Raw genomic sequence first — 17,488 nt, 5'->3', positions numbered from 1 at the left:
GGTGGGTCCGGTCACTGGGACCGACGCAGGGGCCGAGCACGGCCAGGCGGAGCAGCCCCGAGAGAGTGCCGAGAAGTCCGAGACGGCCGCGGAGCGCTCGGCCCGCTTCGAGCGGGACGCCCTGACGTTCCTCGACCAGATGTACTCGGCGGCGCTGCGCATGACGCGCAACCCGGCGGACGCGGAGGACCTGGTGCAGGAGACCTACGCGAAGGCGTACGCGTCGTTCCACCAGTTCCGCGAGGGCACCAACCTCAAGGCCTGGCTGTACCGCATCCTCACGAACACGTTCATCAACTCGTACCGCAAGAAGCAGCGCGAGCCGCAGCGCAGCGCCGCCGAGGAGATCGAGGACTGGCAGCTCGCACGTGCCGAGTCGCACATGTCCACCGGTCTGCGCTCCGCCGAGTCGCAGGCGCTCGACCACCTGCCGGACTCGGACGTGAAGCGGGCGCTGCAGGCGATCCCTGAGGAGTTCCGCATCGCCGTCTATCTGGCCGACGTAGAGGGCTTTGCGTACAAGGAGATCGCGGACATTATGGGGACACCCATCGGTACGGTCATGTCCCGACTGCACCGGGGCCGTCGCCAACTGCGCGGCATGCTGGAGGACTACGCCCGCGAGCGCGGGCTCGTCCCGGCGGGTGCCGGGGAGTCGAACGGAACGAAAGGCTCGGGCTCATGAGCTGCGGAGAGCCGCACGAGACTGACTGCAGTGAGGTCCTGGACCATCTCTATGAGTTCCTGGACCACGAGATGCCGGACAGCGACTGCAACAAGTTCGAGACGCACTTCGAGGAGTGCTCTCCGTGCCTGGAGAAGTACGGCCTCGAGCAGGCGGTCAAGAAGCTGGTGAAGCGCTGCTGCGGCCAGGACGACGTCCCCGTCGACCTGCGGGCCAAGGTCATGGGACGCATCGACCTCATCCGCTCCGGGCAGGCCGTGCCCGACCAGGACGTCACGCAGGACCTCCCCCGGGACGTGTCGGCCTCGGAGGCCTGAACACCCGCTTGACGACCGGCGGTTGACCGTCGGACGCCGTCCGGCGGTCCAGTCCGTCCCGTTCTCCTCCTGCGTCACTCGAACGTGCTAATTAACGGCAGCCGAGCGCTGACCGCGGGGTACCCGTTCTAGTCTCCGGACCTGGAACGGGGAGGAGAGCTCCATGCGGTCGGTGCCGGCGCGGGCCCGCGTCTACATCCTGTGCGTCGCCCTGGCGGGCGCCGCCTGCGCCGTGCCCACGCCGAGCACCCGCCCGTCGTGGCCCGCCGTCCTGCTCCTGGCCGCGCTCTTCGCCGGCTGCGAGCAGATCACGCGGTGCCGCTCCCTCGGGCGCCGCGTCCCGCGCGGCCTCGGCACCTTCTTCCCCGTACTGCTCGCCGCGGTGTTCCTGCTGCCGCCGCCCGCCGCCGCCCTCGTGGCCCTGCCGGGCGCCCTGCTCGCCCGCGTCGACCGGCAGCCCCGACGGGTGCGCCGCCTCTGGCGCGCCGCCCAACTCGCCCTGGCCGCCTGGGCGTCGGCGTGGGTGTACGGCGCGCTTGGCGGCCCCGCGGCCGGTGCCGCGCCCGACTTCCCGTACGTCCTCGCGCCCGCCGGAGCCGCCGTGCTCGCCTTCTCCGGAGTGCTCACCGTGCTGGACGGCGGCATCCTCGTGACCGCCGAGCGCCTGCCCGCAAGGACCGCCTGGCGTGGCCTCTTCCTGCGCTCGCTCGCGCCCGTCGCCGTGCACGGCCTGGCCGGGCTGATGATGGCCGTGCTCTGGGCCAGCCCGTACGGCCCGCCCGCCGCCCTCCTCGTGCTGCTCCCGATGGGCGTCTCCTGCTGGGCCTTCGCGCAGTACCACCGCGAGCGGGCCGCCCACCAGGCCACGATCCGGGCCCTGGTGCAGGCCGTCGACATCAAGGACAAGTACACCCGCGGGCACAGCGAGCGGGTCGGCCGCGCCTCCGTGATGATCGCGCGCGAACTGGGCATGGACGACGAGCGCGTCGAGGTCCTGCGGTTCGCCGGGATCCTGCACGACGTCGGCAAACTCGGCGTCCCCACACGGCTGTTGAGGAAGGACGGGCCGCTGACCCCGAAGGAGCGGCGCATCATCGAGCTGCACCCCGAGTACGGGCACGAGATGGTGCGCGGCATCGGCTTCCTCGGCGAGGCGCGGGCCGCGATCCTGCACCACCACGAGCGCGTCGACGGCAGCGGGTACCCGTACGGCCTCACCGGGCCGCAGATTCCCCAGTGCGCGCGGGTCGTCGCGGTGGCCGACGCCTTCGACGCCATGACCTCCACCCGGTCCTACCGGCGGGCCAGGCCCGTCGAGGCCGCCGTGGCCGAGCTCTCGCGGTGCGCCGGGGCGCAGTTCGACCCCGAGATGGTCGGCGCCCTCGCGCGCGCCCTGGAGCGGCACGGCTGGCACCCCGAGGTCACGGCCGACGTGCCGGACCAGGGCGGAAACGTGCCTGCCGGTGCCGCCCCCGCCACCCCCGCGGTCTCCCGCTCGGCGGCCCGGTGAAGGCCCCGGCGCGCCTGCCCCCGACCGTCGTCTGGCTGGCCGCTCTCGGGGCCCTCGCCGCCCTGGCCTGGACCCTCTGGCACGGCATCACCGAGGGCCGGATCGCGCTCGCCTTCGGGGTGCTGATCGCTCTCGGGGAGCTGGCCCGGTGGGGGAGCGGGCAGGGCCGGGAGTCCGCGCCGCTCGGCGCCGCGGGGGCCCTGGCGTACGCCCTGCTCGGCGAGAACGCCGGGCGGGCCACGCACCACGGGGTGCCGCAGGTGATCGCCGTGGTCGTCGCGGCGGCCCTGGTGGGCGCGGTGCCGCACGTGGCACTCGGCCGCGGGGGCACGCCCGACCACATCGCCCGCCGGGTGCTGACCGTCGGCTTCGCCGCCGCCTGCTTCCAACCCCTCTACAACTCCGGCAAGTTGGGGGAGTGGGTCGGGCACGGGCCGTACTTCGCGCTCGTCATCGTCGCCCTGCTGGTCCTCACCGCGCTCTGTGACGCCGTTCTCGCCGCCCTGACCGCGCGTGCCCGCACCCGGTGGCCGTTCGGACCGCTGCTGCGCGAGGAGCTGCGCGCGACGCTCGGCATCGGTTCCGCCGTCTGCGCGACGGGCGCCGTCATGGCGCTCTCGGTGGCCGTGGCGGGCCTGTGGGCGCTGCCCGTCTTCAGCCTGCCGCTGCTCCTCACCCAGCTGTCCTTCCGGCGGTACGCGGCCGTGCGGGCGACCTACCGGCAGACCATGGCCTCCCTGGCCAGGGCCACCGAGATCGCCGGGTACACCCCGCAGGGCCACGCCCACCGCGTGGCGGGGCTGAGCCGGGCCGTGGGCCGGGACCTCGGGCTCTCCGCGTCGGATCTCACCGTCCTGGAGCACGCCGCCCTGATGCACGACATCGGCCAGCTCTCCCTCGTCGACCCCGTCCCCGAGGGCGCCACGGCCGCGCTGCCGGAGGCGGAACAGCGCCGAATAGCCCTGCTCGGCGGCGCCGTCGTACGGCAGACCGGGGTGGACGCCGCCGTCGCCGTCGTCGTGGAGCGCCAGGCCGATCCGTACCGCGAACAGCCGCTCACCGCGCGAATTGTGCGGGCCGCGAACGCGTACGACGAGATGGCGCGGGGAGAAGGACCCTCGGGGGCGCTCGACGGGCCCCTCCAGGCCCTGGAGAGGCTGCGCCTGGCCACCGGCCACGACTACCAGCCGGAGGTCGTGGAGTCGCTGGCCAGGGTGCTGTCCAGGGACGGGCGAGGCGGCCCTTAGGGTCCCGGGCCAGGGTGGAGCCGGGGGACCGGCGGGCCTTACCTCGGGTCCAGCTGGGTAACCCATGGGTAATGAGCGGCTGTCCGACCGTACGTGGTTGGATGCGAAGAAGAGGGTGCACGGGGGTACGGACCCGACGCCGCGCCCGATCGAGACGAGACTGCGAATTGACGTGGCAGGCGGGAAACAGGCGGGAATCGTGAGGATCTTCGGCAAGGGACGGCACCGGCCCTCCGCCTCATGGCGGCAGGCGACCGACCGCGCGTTCACGCTGATCGGCGACGGCCGGTACGAGGACGCGGGGGCACTGCTCACGCGCGCGGCGGATCTCGAACCCTGGCTGTCCGAGTCCTGGTTCAACCTCGCCCTGCTGCACAAGTTCCGGCACGACTGGGAGCAGGCACGGGCCGCGGGGCTGCGTGCCGTGGCGCTCCTCGACCGGTCCGCGGGCGCCCCCGACTGGTGGAACGTCGGCATCGCGGCGACCGCCCTGCAGGACTGGCCCCTGGCCCGCCGCGCCTGGCAGGCGTACGGCCTGCGGGTGCCCGGCGGTGTGGCCGCCTCCGGCGAGCCGACGGGCATGGAGCTCGGCAGCGCGGCCGTGCGGCTCTCCCCGGAGGGCGAGGCCGAGGTCGTGTGGGGCCGCCGGCTCGACCCGGCCCGCATGGAGGTCCTGTCCATCCCGCTGCCCTCGTCCGGGCGCCGCTGGGGCGAGGTCGTGCTGCACGACGGCGTCCCGCACGGCGAGCGGACGACGGCGGACGGGCACTCGTACCCCGTCTTCGACGAGATCGAGCTGTGGGCGCCCTCACCCGTGCCGACCTGGGTGGTCCTCCTGGAGGCGGCCACCGAGGAGGACAGGGACGCCCTGGAGCGGCTCGCGGCCGACGCGGGGTTCGCCGCCGAGGACTGGTCGTCCTCCGTGCGGCTGCTCTGCCGGATGTGCTCCGAGTCCCGGATGCCGAGCGATGAGGGCGACGGGGAGCACCTCGACCCGCACGACCACAGCGAGCCCGGCCACCCGGGCCCGCTCGGCCACCGCAGCCCGGGCGCGCTCTGGGTGCCGGAGCGCGAGTGCGGCCTCGCGGCGCCCGCCGCCCTGGTGCGCGGGCTCCTGGACGGCTGGGTGGCGGACAGCCCGGATTCCCGTGACTGGCGGGATCTCGAAGAGGTCTGCTGACACTTCGCCGTAGGCTGTACCGGCACAAACTCTTGAGGGTTACACGGAAGGCGTACGGCGGACATGGCGCAGGACACTGAGCAGCAGGCCATCGGCGGCGACGGGGTCCTCCCCGTCGACGACGAGGGCTTCGTCATCGACACCGAGGACTGTGAGGAGCGGGAGACGGCCTACCGCGAGCGCGGCACGTCCCGGCCGATCACGGTCGTCGGCAACCCGGTGCTGCACAAGGAGTGCAAGGACGTCACGGCCTTCGACGACGAGCTGGCGAAGCTGGTCGACGACATGTTCGCCACGCAGCGCGTCGCGCAGGGCGTGGGCGTGGCCGCCAACCAGGTCGGCGTCGACCTGAAGGTCTTCGTCTACGACTGCATGGACGACGAGGGCGTGCGCCACGTCGGTGTGATCTGCAACCCGGTCCTGACCGAGCTGCCCGCCGACCGGCGCAGCCTCGACGACTCGGGCGAGGGCTGCCTCTCCGTCCCGACGGCGTACGCCCCGCTGGCCCGCCCGGACTACGCCGAGGTGACCGGGCAGGACGAGAAGGGCAACCCCGTCAAGGTGCGCGGCACCGGCTACTTCGCGCGCTGCCTGCAGCACGAGACGGACCACCTGTACGGCTACCTCTACATCGACCGGCTCTCCAAGCGGGAGCGCAAGGACGCGCTGCGGCAGATGGAAGAGGGCACCCCGCGCTACCCCGTGGTGGCGAATGACTGACGCACGCGACGCCTGAGAGGCGTGGGTACCGCGTGACACGAGCGGCCCCTGGTCGGGAACTAGCCCCTGACCAGGGGCCGTTGGCGTGAACCGCTCGCCAGTGCGAGCAAAACAGGCTGCCAGTGATCCATATTCAGTCACGTACGGGGATGTTCTCGGCACTGGGGGGTAGTGAATGGCGCAAATCTGTTCCCTGAACGGTCAGTTGTGGTGCTGAATGGAAAGCGCGGGGATACGCAACGGCGCGCGCCCGGCACGGCGGAAGGGGCGCGTGTCCTCAGGCGGCTGAAAGGGGTACGTTCGTGCCTGCATATTCCGGAAGCACTTCACCGACCCAAGCACACACACAGCCACGCACACCGGTGGTTACCGTCCCACCGGCGCTGGCCGTTCCGGTGATCGAAGCCACGTTCCCTCGCCGTCTGCACCCGTATTGGCCAAAGCTTCAGGAGAAGTCCAGGACGTGGCTGCGCGAAATGCGCCTGATGCCACCGGACAAGGTCGAACGGTACGCGGACAGCCTCTGCTACACCGACCTGGTCGCCGGCTACTACATTGGCGCGCCGGACGAGTTGCTCAGTGCGATAGCCGATCTCAGCAGCTGGTTCTTCGCGTGGGACGACCGGCACGACAGGGACTCGGTGCACGGCAGGACGGCACAGTGGCGGCGGCTGTGCCGGGGCCTGCACGCCACCTTGAACGACCCCCGGCAGTACCTGCACCACAAGGACCCGTTGGTCGCGGGGTTCGCGGACTGCGTCCGGCGCCTGTACTCCTTCCTGGGCCCCAGCTGGAACGCCAGGTTCGCCCGGCACTTCCACCCGGTGATCGAGGCGTACGACCGGGAGTTCAGGAACCGGTCCTGCGGCAGCGTGCCCACGGTCGAGGCCTACGTCGAGCTGCGCCGCCTCACGTTCGCGCACTGGGCGTGGATCGACCTCCTCGAACCCACCGCGGGGCGCGAACTGCCGGGCGCCATAAGGAAACACCGTGCGTACCGGCGGGCGGCACTGGCGACCCAGGATTTCTCGGCCTGGTACAACGACCTGTGTTCCCTGCCGAAAGAGCTCGCGGGAGACGAGCTGCACAATCTCGGTATCAGCCTCATCCACCACGAGGGAATGACACTCGAAGAGGCGGTCCGCGAAGTCCACAGACGCGTCAGCGGCTGCGTCCTGGAATTCATGGAAGCCGAGCGCGAAGTAATGCTGCTCGCCGATGAATTGGCGGACGGAAGCGAACGCGGAAGGGAACTCTCGGACGCGGTGAAATCGTGCGTCTTCAATATGCGGAACTGGTTCTCTTCCGTGTACTGGTTCCATCACGAATCCGGCCGCTATCGGGTGGACAGCTGGGACGACAGGTCCATGCCCCCGTATGTGACGGAAGACGTCCTGGCGGAAAACGAACTGGTGGGTGAAGAATGAGCGTCGAATCCGCGATACCCACGTCGGCCACACCGGGCCCCGGCCCGCTGCGCACCCCGCCCCTCGTCCGGGGAGCCGTGCCGCTGCTCGGCCACGCCTGGAAACTGGTGCGCGACCCGCTCGGCTTCCTCGCCGCGCTGCGCGACCACGGGGATCTCGTACGGATCAGGCTGGGACCGAGGACGGCGTACGCGGTCTGCGATCCGGAGCTCGTCGGCGCCCTCCTGAAGAGCCCCGAGTACATCGTCGGCGGACCGCTCTGGGACACCCTGGAGGTGCTCCTCGGCAAGGGCGTGGCGACCAGCAACGGCAAGCTGCACCGCCGCCAGCGGCGCACGATGCAGCCCGCGTTCCGGCCCGAGCGGATCGCCGGCTACGCCAGGGTGATGGAGGAGGAGGCGCGCGCCACGGCGGCCCGCTGGCAGCCGGGCGCCACGGTCGACGTGAGCGCGGAGATGTTCCGCACCGCCGTGCGCATCGTCTCGCGCTCGCTCCTGGAGGTCGACTCGATCGGTGAGAAGGCGGACCGCATCGCCGATTCGCTGCACACCGTCTTCGAGGGGCTCTACCGCCGGATGGTGCTCTCCGTCGGCCCGCTCTACCGCGTGCCGACCCCGGCCAACCGGCGGTTCGAACGGGCCCTTGCCGATCTGCACGCGCTCGTGGACGAGATCGTCGCGGAACGCCGCGCGGCCGGACCCGGCGGTCCGGACGACCTGCTCGCCGAATTGCTGCGGGCCAGGGACGAAACCGGTGCGCCCATAGCCGACCAGGAGATCCACGACAACGTGGTTTCGCTCGTCGTGGCGGGTGCGGAGAATGTGGCGTCGACGCTGGCGTGGACGTTCCATCTGCTCACCGAACACCCCGAGCAGGAAAGGCGGTTGGTTGAAGAGGTAAATTCCGTGGCCCCGGACCGGGCGATCACATTCGACGATCTGGGGGACCTGCCGCACACCCGCAATGTCGTCACCGAGGCGATGCGTATACGGCCGGCCGCCTGGATATTCACCCGTCGGTCCGTGGCCGAAACCGAGCTGGGCGGCTATTCGATTCCGGCGGACGCGGACATCGTCTACAGCGTCTACGCGATGCAGCGCGACCCGCGTTCCTTCGAGCGGCACCTGGAGTTCGACCCGGACCGCTGGAATCCGGAACGCGCGGGTGACGTACCGGACTTCGCGATGATGCCGTTCAGCGTCGGCAACCGAAAGTGCCCCGGCGACCACTTCAGCCTGGCCGAACTCGCCCTGATCCTGGGGACGGTGGTCCCGAAGTGGCGCCTGGAACGGGTCGATGAGACCGACACCGGCACCCGCGTAGGCATCACCCTGCACCCCAAACGGCTCGTCCTGCGGGCCCGGCCGCGCTGAGCGGACCCGTGTGCCCGCCCCGTCGCACCGGACGGGGCGGGCACGCGCGTGCGCCGGGCGCCGAGGCTAGAACTCGTCGTCGAAGGAGACCGAACCCTCGACCGCGACCTGGTAGGCGGAGGACCGCCGCTCGAAGAAGTTGGTCAGCTCCTGGACGCCCTGCAGCTCCATGAAGGAGAAGGGGTTCTCCGAGCCGTAGACCGGTGCGAAGCCGAGGCGCTGCAGGCGCTGGTCGGCGACGCACTGCAGGTACTCGCGCATCGAGTCGGTGTTCATGCCGGGCAGGCCCTCGCCGCACAGGTCCCGCGCGAACTGCAGCTCGGCCTCGACGGCCTCCTTCAGCATGTCCGTGACCTGCTGCTTGAGCGCGTCGTCGAAGAGCTCGGGCTCCTCCTTGCGGACGGTGTCGACGACGTCGAAGGCGAAGCTCATGTGCATCGTCTCGTCGCGGAACACCCAGTTGGTGCCGGTGGCGAGGCCGTGCAGCAGACCGCGCGAGCGGAACCAGTAGACGTACGCGAAGGCACCGTAGAAGAAGAGGCCCTCGATGCACGCGGCGAAGCAGATCAGGTTCAGCAGGAAGCGGCGCCGGTCGGCCTTGCTCTCCAGGCGGTCCAGCTTCTCGACCGAGTCCATCCACCTGAAGCAGAACTCGGCCTTCTCACGGATGGAGGGGATCTCCTCGACCGCGTCGAAGGCCGCCGCACGGTCATCCGGGTCGGGCAGATAGGTGTCGAGCAGCGTCAGATAGAACTGGACGTGCACGGCCTCCTCGAAGAGCTGACGGCTCAAGTACAGCCGCGCCTCAGGGGAGTTGATGTGCTTGTAGAGCGTGAGCACCAGGTTGTTGGAGACGATCGAGTCGCCGGTCGCGAAGAACGCGACCAGACGGCCGATCATGTGCTGCTCGCCGGGCGAGAGCTTGGCGAGGTCGGCGACGTCCGAGTGGAGGTCGACCTCCTCCACGGTCCAGGTGTTCTTGATCGCGTCCCGGTAGCGCTCGTAGAAGTCCGGGTAGCGCATGGGGCGCAGGGTCAGCTCGAAGCCCGGGTCGAGGAGGTTCTTCTCGCTGTTCGTCGTGGTGCTCATTACTGACAGGCCTCGCAGGACTCGGGGTTTTCCAGGGAGCAGGCGACGGCTTCTTCGGCCGTGGCCTGGGCGGGGACGGGGGCGGTGGCGGCCGCGTTCGAGCCGCCGGCCGCGCGCGCGATGCGCGTCGCGGGGCGCGAGCGCAGGTAGTACGTGGTCTTCAGGCCCTGCTGCCAGGCGTACGCGTACATCGAGGAGAGCTTGCCGATGGTCGGCGTCTCCAGGAAGAGGTTGAGCGACTGCGCCTGGTCGAGGAAGGGGGTGCGCGCGGCGGCCATGTCGATCAGGCCGCGCTGCGGGAGCTCCCACGCCGTGCGGTACAGCGCGCGCACCTCCGCGGGGATCCAGTCGAATCCCTGGACCGAGCCGCTGGCCTCGCGCAGCGCCTCGCGGCTCTGCGCGTCCCACCTCCCGAGCCGCTTGAGATCCTCCACCAGATAGGCGTTGACCTGGAGGAACTCGCCGGACAGGGTCTCGCGCTTGAAGAGGTTGGAGACCTGCGGCTCGATGCACTCGTAGACACCCGCGATGGACGCGATGGTGGCGGTCGGCGCGATGGCGAGCAGCAGCGAATTGCGCATGCCGGTCGCGGCGATGCGTTCCCGCAGCGCCGCCCAGCGCTCGGGCCATGTCAGCTCGACGTCGTAGTGGTCGGGGTGCAGGACGCCGCGCGCGGTGCGGGTCTTCTCCCAGGCGGGCAGCGGGCCGCTGCGCTCGGCGAGGTCGGCGGAGGTCTCGTACGCGGCGAGCATGATGCGCTCGGCGATACGGGTGGAGAGCGCCCGCGCCTCGGGGGAGTCGAAGGGAAGCTTCAGCTGGAAGAAGACGTCCTGAAGTCCCATCGCGCCGAGGCCCACCGGGCGCCACCTGGCGTTGGAGCGGCCCGCCTGCTCGGTCGGGTAGAAGTTGATGTCGACGACGCGGTCGAGGAAGGTGACGGCGGTCCGGACGGTCTCGTCGAGACGGTCCCACGCGAGGTCGCCGTTCTCCACGAACGCGCCGAGGTTCACCGAGCCGAGGTTGCAGACGGCCGTCTCGCCGTCGTCCGTCACCTCCAGGATCTCCGTGCAGAGGTTGGAGGAGTGCACGGTGTGGCCGGGCTCGGCGGTCTGGTTCGCGGTGCGGTTGGCGGCGTCCTTGAAGGTCATCCAGCCGTTGCCGGTCTGCGCGAGGGTGCGCATCATGCGGCCGTAGAGGTCGCGGGCCGACATCGTCTTCCTGGCGAGTCCTGCGGCCTCCGCCCGGCGGTAGGCGGCGTCGAACTCCTCGCCCCACAGGTCGACGAGCTCGGGCACGTCGGACGGCGAGAACAGCGACCACTCCCGGTCGGCGGCGACGCGGCGCATGAACTCGTCCGGGATCCAGTGCGCGAGGTTGAGGTTGTGCGTGCGCCGCTGGTCCTCGCCGGTGTTGTCGCGCAGCTCCAGGAACTCCTCGATGTCAAAGTGCCAGGTCTCCAGGTAGACCGCGGCCGCGCCCTTGCGCCGCCCGCCCTGGTTCACCGCGGCCACCGAGGCGTCCAGCGTCTTCAGGAACGGCACGATGCCGTTGGAGTGCCCGTTCGTGCCGCGGATCAGCGAACCGCGCGAACGGATGCGGGAGTACGAGAGGCCGATGCCGCCCGCGTGCTTGGAGAGCCGCGCGACCTGGTGGTAGCGGTCGTAGATCGAGTCGAGCTCGTCCAGCGGGGAGTCGAGGAGGTAGCAGGAGGACATCTGCGGGTGGCGGGTGCCGGAGTTGAAGAGCGTCGGCGAGGACGGCAGGTAGTCCAGGCGGCTCATCAGCCCGTACAGCGAGGCGACTTCGCCGACCGCGCGGCTGCTGTCCGCCGCCGTGTCCCAGTCGGTCTCCGCCAGGCCGCTCGCGACGCGCAGCATGAAGTGCTGCGGCGTCTCGATGACCTGCCGGGTGATCGGGTGGCGCAGCAGGTAGCGGCTGTGCAGCGTGCGCAGGCCGAAGTAGCCGAAGCGGAAGTCGGCGCCGTCCGCGAGCGCGCTCTCCACGAGCGCGTCGAGCCGGGCGGCGTGCGCGGTCACGAACGCGGCGGTGCGGTCGGCGATCAGGCCCTCGCGGTGGCCGACCGCGATCGACTCGGTGAAGGAGCGCACGCCCTGCGAGGCGGCCTCGGCGGCGATGGAGAGGGAGAGCAGCCGGGCGGCGAGCTTCGAGTACGTAGGGTCCTCGGAGATGAGCCCCGCGGCCGCCTCGGTCGCGAGCTCCCGGAGCTCACTCTCGTCGGCCCTGGCCGACCGGCCGCGCAGCGCGGCGGCCGCCACCCGGCCGGGGTCGGCGTCGGGGAGGTCGGCGGTGAGGTCGGTCAGGGTGCGCAGCAGCGCGGTCCCCGGCGCGTCGGTACCCTCAGCGCTGTCGGTGGGCTGCGGTGCCAGCGCTGACGCAGGTTCGGCGGGCGCGATGGTCACGTGGGGCTCTCCCTCGCTCGGCTCTGGGCCTGGGGAGGGATCGGCACACACGGGCGCACCCGGGCAGGGCGGCGTACCGCGTCCACCGGCCCATTCCACGAGGCCCGGACGGTCGGCACCCGGGCCGGACGACTCGGGTGCACTGCCGGCAGGTCTTCGGACTCCGCGCACGACAAATGCGTACACGTCTACCGTTGCGGGACAGTTCCGGACTTGCACCGGATTCCCCTGCGGCGACAGCGAGCACGAGCATACATCTTGTGTCGCGCTGCTGAAGCAGGCCTACATCTTGTGTCGGATCGCGCGGCGGGCTCGGACAGTGGCCCCTAGGCCCTGTCGTCAAACTCCCGTCTGCCTCGCGACGCCTGGCACGCACGCTCGCCGCGTTGTCGGGCTCATCCCGGTACGCCCAGTACCGGGATGACCCTCCGCCTTGCGATCGCACGCACCAGACGCCGCGAGGCCGCCCTCCGGGCGAACGACGCGAGTTTGACGACAGGACCTAGAGTGTCAACGCGTAGGTGAGCAGTGGGAGGCCGGGGACCGGGGACCAGTCGCGCTCCGGGGTCCGTGCGAAGCCGAGGCGTTCGTAGAGCCGGTGGGCGGTCCGCATCGAGGGCGAGGAGGACAGCACGAGCCGGTCCCTGCCCGCGTCCCTGGACCGCTGGACGCAGGCGCGCACCAGGAGTTCGCCCACACCGCGGCCGCGCGCCCCGGGCGAGACCGCCAGCATGCGGATCTCCGACTCGCCCTCCCGCGCGATGTCGGCCACGGGGCCGCAGGACGGCACGAAGGTCACGCCGCCGAGCAGCCCGCCTGCCGTCGTGTCGTCCGCCGCGGCCACCAGGATCTCGGCGTGCGCCGCGCGCCCCGCCACGTCCCGCAGTACGGGCAGATAGCGGTCCTCCGCCCCGAAGTCCAGGTGTCCGTCTTCGAGATAGGCCCGCGCGGTGAGATCACCCAGCGCCCCGTACTCCTCGGGCCGTGCCCGCCTGATCGTGATGTCCATGCGGCGCAGTGTGCAACACGGGTACGACAAAGGGCCTCCGGATTTCCGGCGGCCCTTTGCCGCTGTGCGCAGCGGGTTATGACACAGGCTCTCAGTGTCCGGCGCCCGCCGTCGCCTTCGGCAGTTCCTCTATGACGCCGGGGTCGCCCGCGTCGGCCGTGTAGTCCTCCGGGGACGTCTCGTCGACGCCGTCGGGGGCCTTGAGCGCCTTCAGGACGAAGGTGAGGACCACGGTCACGACCACGTTCAGGACGAACGCCGTCAGGCCGATGTAGCCGATCTCGCCGATGCCGGGGATCTCGTCGGACGAGCCGCCGAAGTGCTTCTGGGTCGGCGAGGCGACGCCGTACGCGGCGAGCGTTCCGTAGGCCATGCCGACCGCCCAGCCCGCGAGCAGCGCCCAGCGGTGGAACCACCGGGTGAACAGGCCGCCGACCAGCGCGGGCATCGTCTGCAGGATCCAGATGCCACCGAGCAGCTGGAAGTTGATCGCGACCGTCTTGTCCATGGTGAGGACGAAGGCGAGGGCGCCGACCTTCACCAGGAGCGAGACCAGCTTGGAGACCTTCATCTCCTGCTGCGGTGTCGCGTCCGGCTTGAGGAAGTCCTTGTAGATGTTGCGGGTGAAGAGATTCGCGGCCGCGATCGACATGATCGCCGCGGGGACGAGCGCGCCGATGCCGATGGCGGCGAACGCGACGCCCGTGAACCAGTCGGGGAACATGTTCTCGAACAGCTGCGGAATCGCCAGCTGACCGTTCTCCACCTTCACCCCGGCGGCGATCGCCATGAACCCGAGCAGCGCGAGCAGGCCGAGCATCAGCGAGTAGAGCGGCAGGATCGTGGTGTTGCGGCGGATCACGTTGCGGCTCTTGGAGGAGAGCGTCGCCGTGATCGAGTGCGGGTACATGAACAGCGCGAGCGCGGAGCCGAGGGCCAGCGTCGCGTACGTCCACTGCCCGGCCTCGCCCGGCGCGAGGCCCGCGACGGGCTTGCCCGCCGCCTCGTTCGTCGCCGAGAACTTGTCGCTCGCCGCCCGGAAGATCTCGTCGAACCCGCCGAGCTTGATCGGGATGTAGATGATCGCGACGGCGATGACGAGATAGATCAGGCCGTCCTTCACGAACGCGATCAGCGCGGGCGCGCGCAGACCGGACGAGTACGTGTACGCGGCGAGCACCGCGAACGCGATGAGGAGCGGCAGGTCCTTGACGAACCAGTTGGTGTCGGGGCCGCCGCCGACGCCCATGACGTCGAGCACGGCCTGGATGCCGACCAGTTGGAGCGCGATGTACGGCATCGTGGCGAGGATGCCGGTGACCGCGACGGCCAGCGAGAGCCCCTTGGAGCCGAACCGCCCGCGCACGAAGTCGGACGTCGTCACGTATCCGTGCTTGTGCGAGACCGACCAGAGACGCGGCAGGAAGGTGAAGATCAGCGGGTAGACGAGGATCGTGTACGGCACCGCGAAGAAGCCGGCCGCGCCCGCCGCGTAGATGGCCGCGGGGACGGCCACGAAGGTGTACGCCGTGTAGAGGTCGCCGCCGAGCAGGAACCAGGTGACCCAGGTGCCGAACGATCGGCCGCCCAGGCCCCATTCGTCCAGGCTCTCGGTCTCGGCCTTGCGCCAGCGCGCGGCCAGGAAGCCCATCGCCGTGACGGCCACGAAGAAGAAGATGAAGACGGCCAGGGCGATGCCGTTCACGCCGCCCGTCCCCGATGCGAGTGTGGTCACTGTCCGGCACCCCCGTGGGCCTGCTCGGCCTTGCGGGCGCGCTGGTCACGCTGCCACAGCTTGTACGCGATCATCGTCAGCGCCGTGGAGATGAGCACCCACAGCATCTGGTACCAGTAGAAGAACGGAATGCCGATGAGTGTCGGGTCGACCTTGGCGTAGGAGCTCACCCACAGCATCGCCACGAAGGGCGCGACGAGGCAGAGGGCGACGACCACGCGGACCGGCGTGACGACCGGTCTGTTCACTTCAGGCGCATCTGACATATCGCGGCTCCGTTCCCTCACTTATCCCATGCTTAACGTGCGGGAAATCTAAGCCACAGTCTCGCGGTATGGAACCCCCGTCCGGATAACGGACAGATGAATGTCCCTGCTCAGCAGCAGCGGAACCCCTGGCGGGGGTCCGACTCCTGCCGGTCTGTCCGCATGCGCTCAAATGCGCGACGGCTGGGGACGGTTGCGGTGGGATGGTCCTTGCGGATATGAGCCACGTACCGCTCGTACCCCGACTCGTCGGTCAACTCCCTGAAGTACCAGCGCATCCAGCGCAGGCCCCGCAGCAGCAGCGCCGTCACGAGGACGCCCCCGGCCCGGTGGTGGTGCGCTGTCCGTCCGCAGACTCCAGGGCCTCCCGCTTCTCCTCGCGGGTCGCGAAGAGCCCGGCGGGCGCGGTCACCTTCGACTCCACGTACGGCGCTTCCTTCAGGCGGGTGGCCCCGGGGTCGCGGAGGTGCTTGACGCACACCCGCGCCGCGTCCAGGATCACGATGACGACGAGCAGTGCGAGCGCCGCCGAAAGGACGCCGTCCACCGTGGAGTTGGTGACGACGGTGTGCATGTCGTCCATCGACTTGGCGGGCGGCAGCACCTTGCCCTCGTCGATGGCGTCCCGGTAGTTCGCGCGCTGCTGGAAGAAGCCGACGCGCGGATCGCTGGAGAACACCTTCTGCCAGCTCGCGGTGAGCGTCACCGTCGCGTCCCAGGCGAGCGGAATCCCCGTGACCCAGGCCCACTTGAGGCGACCGGACTTCACGAGCAGCGTGGTGCAGACGGCGAGGGCGACGGCGGCGAGGAGCTGGTTGGCGATGCCGAAGACCGGGAAGAGCTGGTTGATCCCGCCGAGCGGCTCGTGCACGCCCACCCACAGGAAGTAGCCCCAAAGGCCGGTGACGGCCGCACTGGTCAGGAGCAGCCCAGGCTTCCAGCTCAGGTTCCTGAAGGGCTTGTAGACGTTCCCGAGCATGTCCTGCAGCATGAAGCGGCCCACGCGCGTCCCCGCGTCGAGCGCGGTCAGGATGAACAGCGCCTCGAACATGATCGCGAAGTGATACCAGAAGGCCCGCATCGAGCCGCCGGTGACCTTCGAGAAGATCTCCGAGACGCCGACCGCGAGCGTGGGCGCGCCGCCGGTCCGCGAGAGCAGCGAGGACTCCTCGACGTCCTTGGCGGCCTGCGCCAGGTCGGCCGGCGAGATGGAGTACCCGAAGCCCGCGACGGCCTTCGACGCCTCCTGGACGGTCTCGCCGACGACACCGGCCGGCGCGTTCATCGCGAAGTACAGGCCCGGGTCGATGACCGAGGCCGCGACGAGCGCCATGACCGCCACGGACGACTCCATCAGCATGGAGCCGTAGCCGATCATGCGGATCTGCGTCTCCTTCTGGATCATCTTCGGCGTCGTGCCCGAGGAGATCAGCGCGTGGAAGCCGGACAGGGCGCCGCAGGCGATGGTGATGAAGACGAAGGGGAAGAGCGAGCCCGCGAAGACCGGCCCGTCGCCGCGCGAGGCGAAGTCGGTCACCGGGTCCATCTTCAGTGTCGGCAGGGTGATCACGACGCCGAGCGCGAGCAGCAGGATGGTGCCGATCTTCATGAAGGTGGAGAGGTAGTCACGCGGCGCGAGCAGCATCCACACCGGCAGGATCGAGGCGATGAACCCGTACGCCACCAGCCAGATCACCAGCGTCGAGGGCGCCAGCGTGAAGGTGTCCGCCAGCGAGGACTCGGCGACCCAGCGCCCGCCGACGAGCGCGAGCAGCAGCAGCGCGACACCGATCAGGGAGACCTCGCTGATCCGGCCGGGGCGGAGCACCCGCAGGTAGAAGCCCATGAGCAGGGCGATCGGGACGGTCATCGCGATGGAGAAGGTGCCCCACGGCGAGTCGGCGAGCGCGTTGACGACGACAAGCGCGAGCACCCCGAGCAGGATGATCATGATGGTGAAGGTGGCGAGCAGCGCGGCGGCCCCGCCGAACGGGCCGATCTCCTCGCGCGCCATCTGCCCGAGCGACTTGCCGTCGCGCCGCGTCGAGAAGAACAGCACGACCATGTCCTGCACGGCGCCCGCGAGGATGACGCCGACGATGATCCAGATGGTGCCGGGCAGGTATCCCATCTGTGCGGCGAGGACCGGGCCCACCAGCGGTCCCGCGCCCGCGATCGCCGCGAAGTGGTGGCCGAGCAGCACCCGGCGGTCGGTCGGGTGGAAGTCGATACCGTTGTCGAGCCGCTCGGCCGGGGTGGCCCGTTTCTCGTCGACCTTCAGGACCCGGTACGCGATGAACTTGGAGTAGAAGCGGTAGGCGACGGCGTACGAGCCGAGGGCCGCGGCCACCATCCAGGCGGCCGACACCTCCTCGTCGCGTGCGAGGGCCAGGACGGTCCAGCCCGCGGCGCCGGTCAGCGCGACGAGGGACCAGATGACGACGGATCGGGGATTCGCTCGTGAAGTCGCGACGCGCACAGAGGTGTCCTCCCGCTCTTGCGATATCGGA

At 70.2% G+C, this 17,488-nt stretch carries 15 protein-coding genes and 1 riboswitch; of the genes, 8 read left to right on the top strand and 7 right to left on the bottom strand.

The features are described 5' to 3' along the window. Position 1 precedes the first annotated feature (1 nt). From ACFVYL_RS13635 to ACFVYL_RS13600, 8 genes are all read left to right on the top strand, one after another. Positions 2-685, top strand: coding sequence for a sigma-70 family RNA polymerase sigma factor (locus tag ACFVYL_RS13635; RefSeq protein ID WP_389715251.1), 684 nt, complete (start codon positions 2-4; stop codon positions 683-685). After that, positions 682-1,002, top strand: coding sequence for a mycothiol system anti-sigma-R factor (rsrA, locus tag ACFVYL_RS13630; protein WP_389715250.1), 321 nt, complete (start codon positions 682-684; stop codon positions 1,000-1,002). Before ACFVYL_RS13635 ends, rsrA begins: the two co-directional genes overlap by 4 nt. 163 nt (positions 1,003-1,165) lie before the next feature. Next, on the top strand, positions 1,166-2,512 hold the full coding sequence (locus ACFVYL_RS13625; RefSeq protein WP_389715248.1) for an HD-GYP domain-containing protein: 1,347 nt from the start codon (positions 1,166-1,168) through the stop codon (positions 2,510-2,512). Further along, positions 2,509-3,759 (top strand): HD-GYP domain-containing protein, encoded by a 1,251-nt coding sequence (locus tag ACFVYL_RS13620; RefSeq protein WP_389715247.1) that lies wholly within the window; start codon positions 2,509-2,511, stop codon positions 3,757-3,759. Before ACFVYL_RS13625 ends, ACFVYL_RS13620 begins: the two co-directional genes overlap by 4 nt. A 199-nt stretch (positions 3,760-3,958) precedes the next feature. Then, on the top strand, positions 3,959-4,939 hold the full coding sequence (locus ACFVYL_RS13615; protein WP_389715245.1) for a tetratricopeptide repeat protein: 981 nt from the start codon (positions 3,959-3,961) through the stop codon (positions 4,937-4,939). Positions 4,940-5,002: 63 nt separating this feature from the next. After that, positions 5,003-5,659, top strand: a complete 657-nt coding sequence (def, locus tag ACFVYL_RS13610) for a peptide deformylase (protein ID WP_389715243.1) — start codon at positions 5,003-5,005, stop codon at positions 5,657-5,659. A gap of 302 nt (positions 5,660-5,961) precedes the next feature. Further along, complete coding sequence (gene cyc1, locus ACFVYL_RS13605; RefSeq protein WP_389715242.1) at positions 5,962-7,086, top strand: epi-isozizaene synthase; 1,125 nt, start codon at positions 5,962-5,964, stop codon at positions 7,084-7,086. Beyond that, the gene (locus tag ACFVYL_RS13600; RefSeq protein ID WP_389715240.1) at positions 7,083-8,459 is read left to right on the top strand and encodes a cytochrome P450; all 1,377 of its coding nucleotides are present in this window, start codon (positions 7,083-7,085) and stop codon (positions 8,457-8,459) included. The genes cyc1 and ACFVYL_RS13600 overlap by 4 nt, the downstream gene beginning before the upstream one ends. Positions 8,460-8,525: 66 nt before the next feature. On the opposite strand, the gene ACFVYL_RS13595 is transcribed toward ACFVYL_RS13600, so the two are convergent. The 7 genes from ACFVYL_RS13595 to ACFVYL_RS13565 all read right to left on the bottom strand — a co-directional run bounded on the left by ACFVYL_RS13595 (position 8,526) and on the right by ACFVYL_RS13565 (position 17,457). Next, positions 8,526-9,548, bottom strand: a complete 1,023-nt coding sequence (locus ACFVYL_RS13595; protein ID WP_389715238.1) for a ribonucleotide-diphosphate reductase subunit beta — start codon at positions 9,546-9,548, stop codon at positions 8,526-8,528. Continuing rightward, positions 9,548-11,968: a ribonucleoside-diphosphate reductase subunit alpha gene (locus ACFVYL_RS13590; RefSeq protein WP_389715236.1), complete on the bottom strand. Its 2,421-nt coding sequence runs from the start codon at positions 11,966-11,968 to the stop codon at positions 9,548-9,550. The genes ACFVYL_RS13595 and ACFVYL_RS13590 overlap by 1 nt, the downstream gene beginning before the upstream one ends. 129 nt (positions 11,969-12,097) lie before the next feature. Further along, positions 12,098-12,234: riboswitch (cobalamin riboswitch) on the bottom strand. 236 nt (positions 12,235-12,470) lie between these two features. Continuing rightward, entirely contained in the window at positions 12,471-12,977 is a 507-nt protein-coding gene (locus ACFVYL_RS13585) for a GNAT family N-acetyltransferase (RefSeq protein WP_389715234.1), read from the bottom strand. Between the two features lie 91 nt (positions 12,978-13,068). Next, complete coding sequence (mctP, locus tag ACFVYL_RS13580; RefSeq protein WP_389715232.1) at positions 13,069-14,712, bottom strand: monocarboxylate uptake permease MctP; 1,644 nt, start codon at positions 14,710-14,712, stop codon at positions 13,069-13,071. Further along, on the bottom strand, positions 14,709-14,978 hold the full coding sequence (locus tag ACFVYL_RS13575) for a DUF3311 domain-containing protein (RefSeq protein WP_389715230.1): 270 nt from the start codon (positions 14,976-14,978) through the stop codon (positions 14,709-14,711). Before ACFVYL_RS13575 ends, mctP begins: the two co-directional genes overlap by 4 nt. A gap of 110 nt (positions 14,979-15,088) precedes the next feature. Continuing rightward, the gene (locus tag ACFVYL_RS13570; protein ID WP_389715419.1) at positions 15,089-15,256 is read right to left on the bottom strand and encodes a YbdD/YjiX family protein; all 168 of its coding nucleotides are present in this window, start codon (positions 15,254-15,256) and stop codon (positions 15,089-15,091) included. A gap of 29 nt (positions 15,257-15,285) precedes the next feature. After that, a complete protein-coding gene (locus ACFVYL_RS13565) occupies positions 15,286-17,457 on the bottom strand; it encodes a carbon starvation CstA family protein (RefSeq protein WP_389715228.1) in 2,172 nt (723 codons plus the stop codon). Positions 17,458-17,488: the final 31 nt, after the last annotated feature.

This window comes from Streptomyces sp. NPDC058308 (assembly GCF_042880275.1).
Taxonomy (GTDB): domain Bacteria; phylum Actinomycetota; class Actinomycetes; order Streptomycetales; family Streptomycetaceae; genus Streptomyces.
This window is presented reverse-complemented; position numbering and strand designations above follow the sequence as displayed.

Excerpts from the sequence above, each read along its gene's own strand:
- ACFVYL_RS13625 (WP_389715248.1), top strand. The coding sequence starts at position 1,166 with ATGCGGTCGGTGCCGGCGCGGGCCCGCGTCTACATCCTGTGCGTCGCC.
- ACFVYL_RS13600 (WP_389715240.1), top strand. The coding sequence starts at position 7,083 with ATGAGCGTCGAATCCGCGATACCCACGTCGGCCACACCGGGCCCCGGC.
- ACFVYL_RS13585 (WP_389715234.1), bottom strand. The coding sequence starts at position 12,977 with ATGGACATCACGATCAGGCGGGCACGGCCCGAGGAGTACGGGGCGCTG.
- ACFVYL_RS13570 (WP_389715419.1), bottom strand. The coding sequence starts at position 15,256 with ATGCGCTGGTACTTCAGGGAGTTGACCGACGAGTCGGGGTACGAGCGG.
- rsrA (WP_389715250.1), top strand. The coding sequence starts at position 682 with ATGAGCTGCGGAGAGCCGCACGAGACTGACTGCAGTGAGGTCCTGGAC.
- ACFVYL_RS13595 (WP_389715238.1), bottom strand. The coding sequence starts at position 9,548 with ATGAGCACCACGACGAACAGCGAGAAGAACCTCCTCGACCCGGGCTTC.
- def (WP_389715243.1), top strand. The coding sequence starts at position 5,003 with ATGGCGCAGGACACTGAGCAGCAGGCCATCGGCGGCGACGGGGTCCTC.
- ACFVYL_RS13575 (WP_389715230.1), bottom strand. The coding sequence starts at position 14,978 with ATGTCAGATGCGCCTGAAGTGAACAGACCGGTCGTCACGCCGGTCCGC.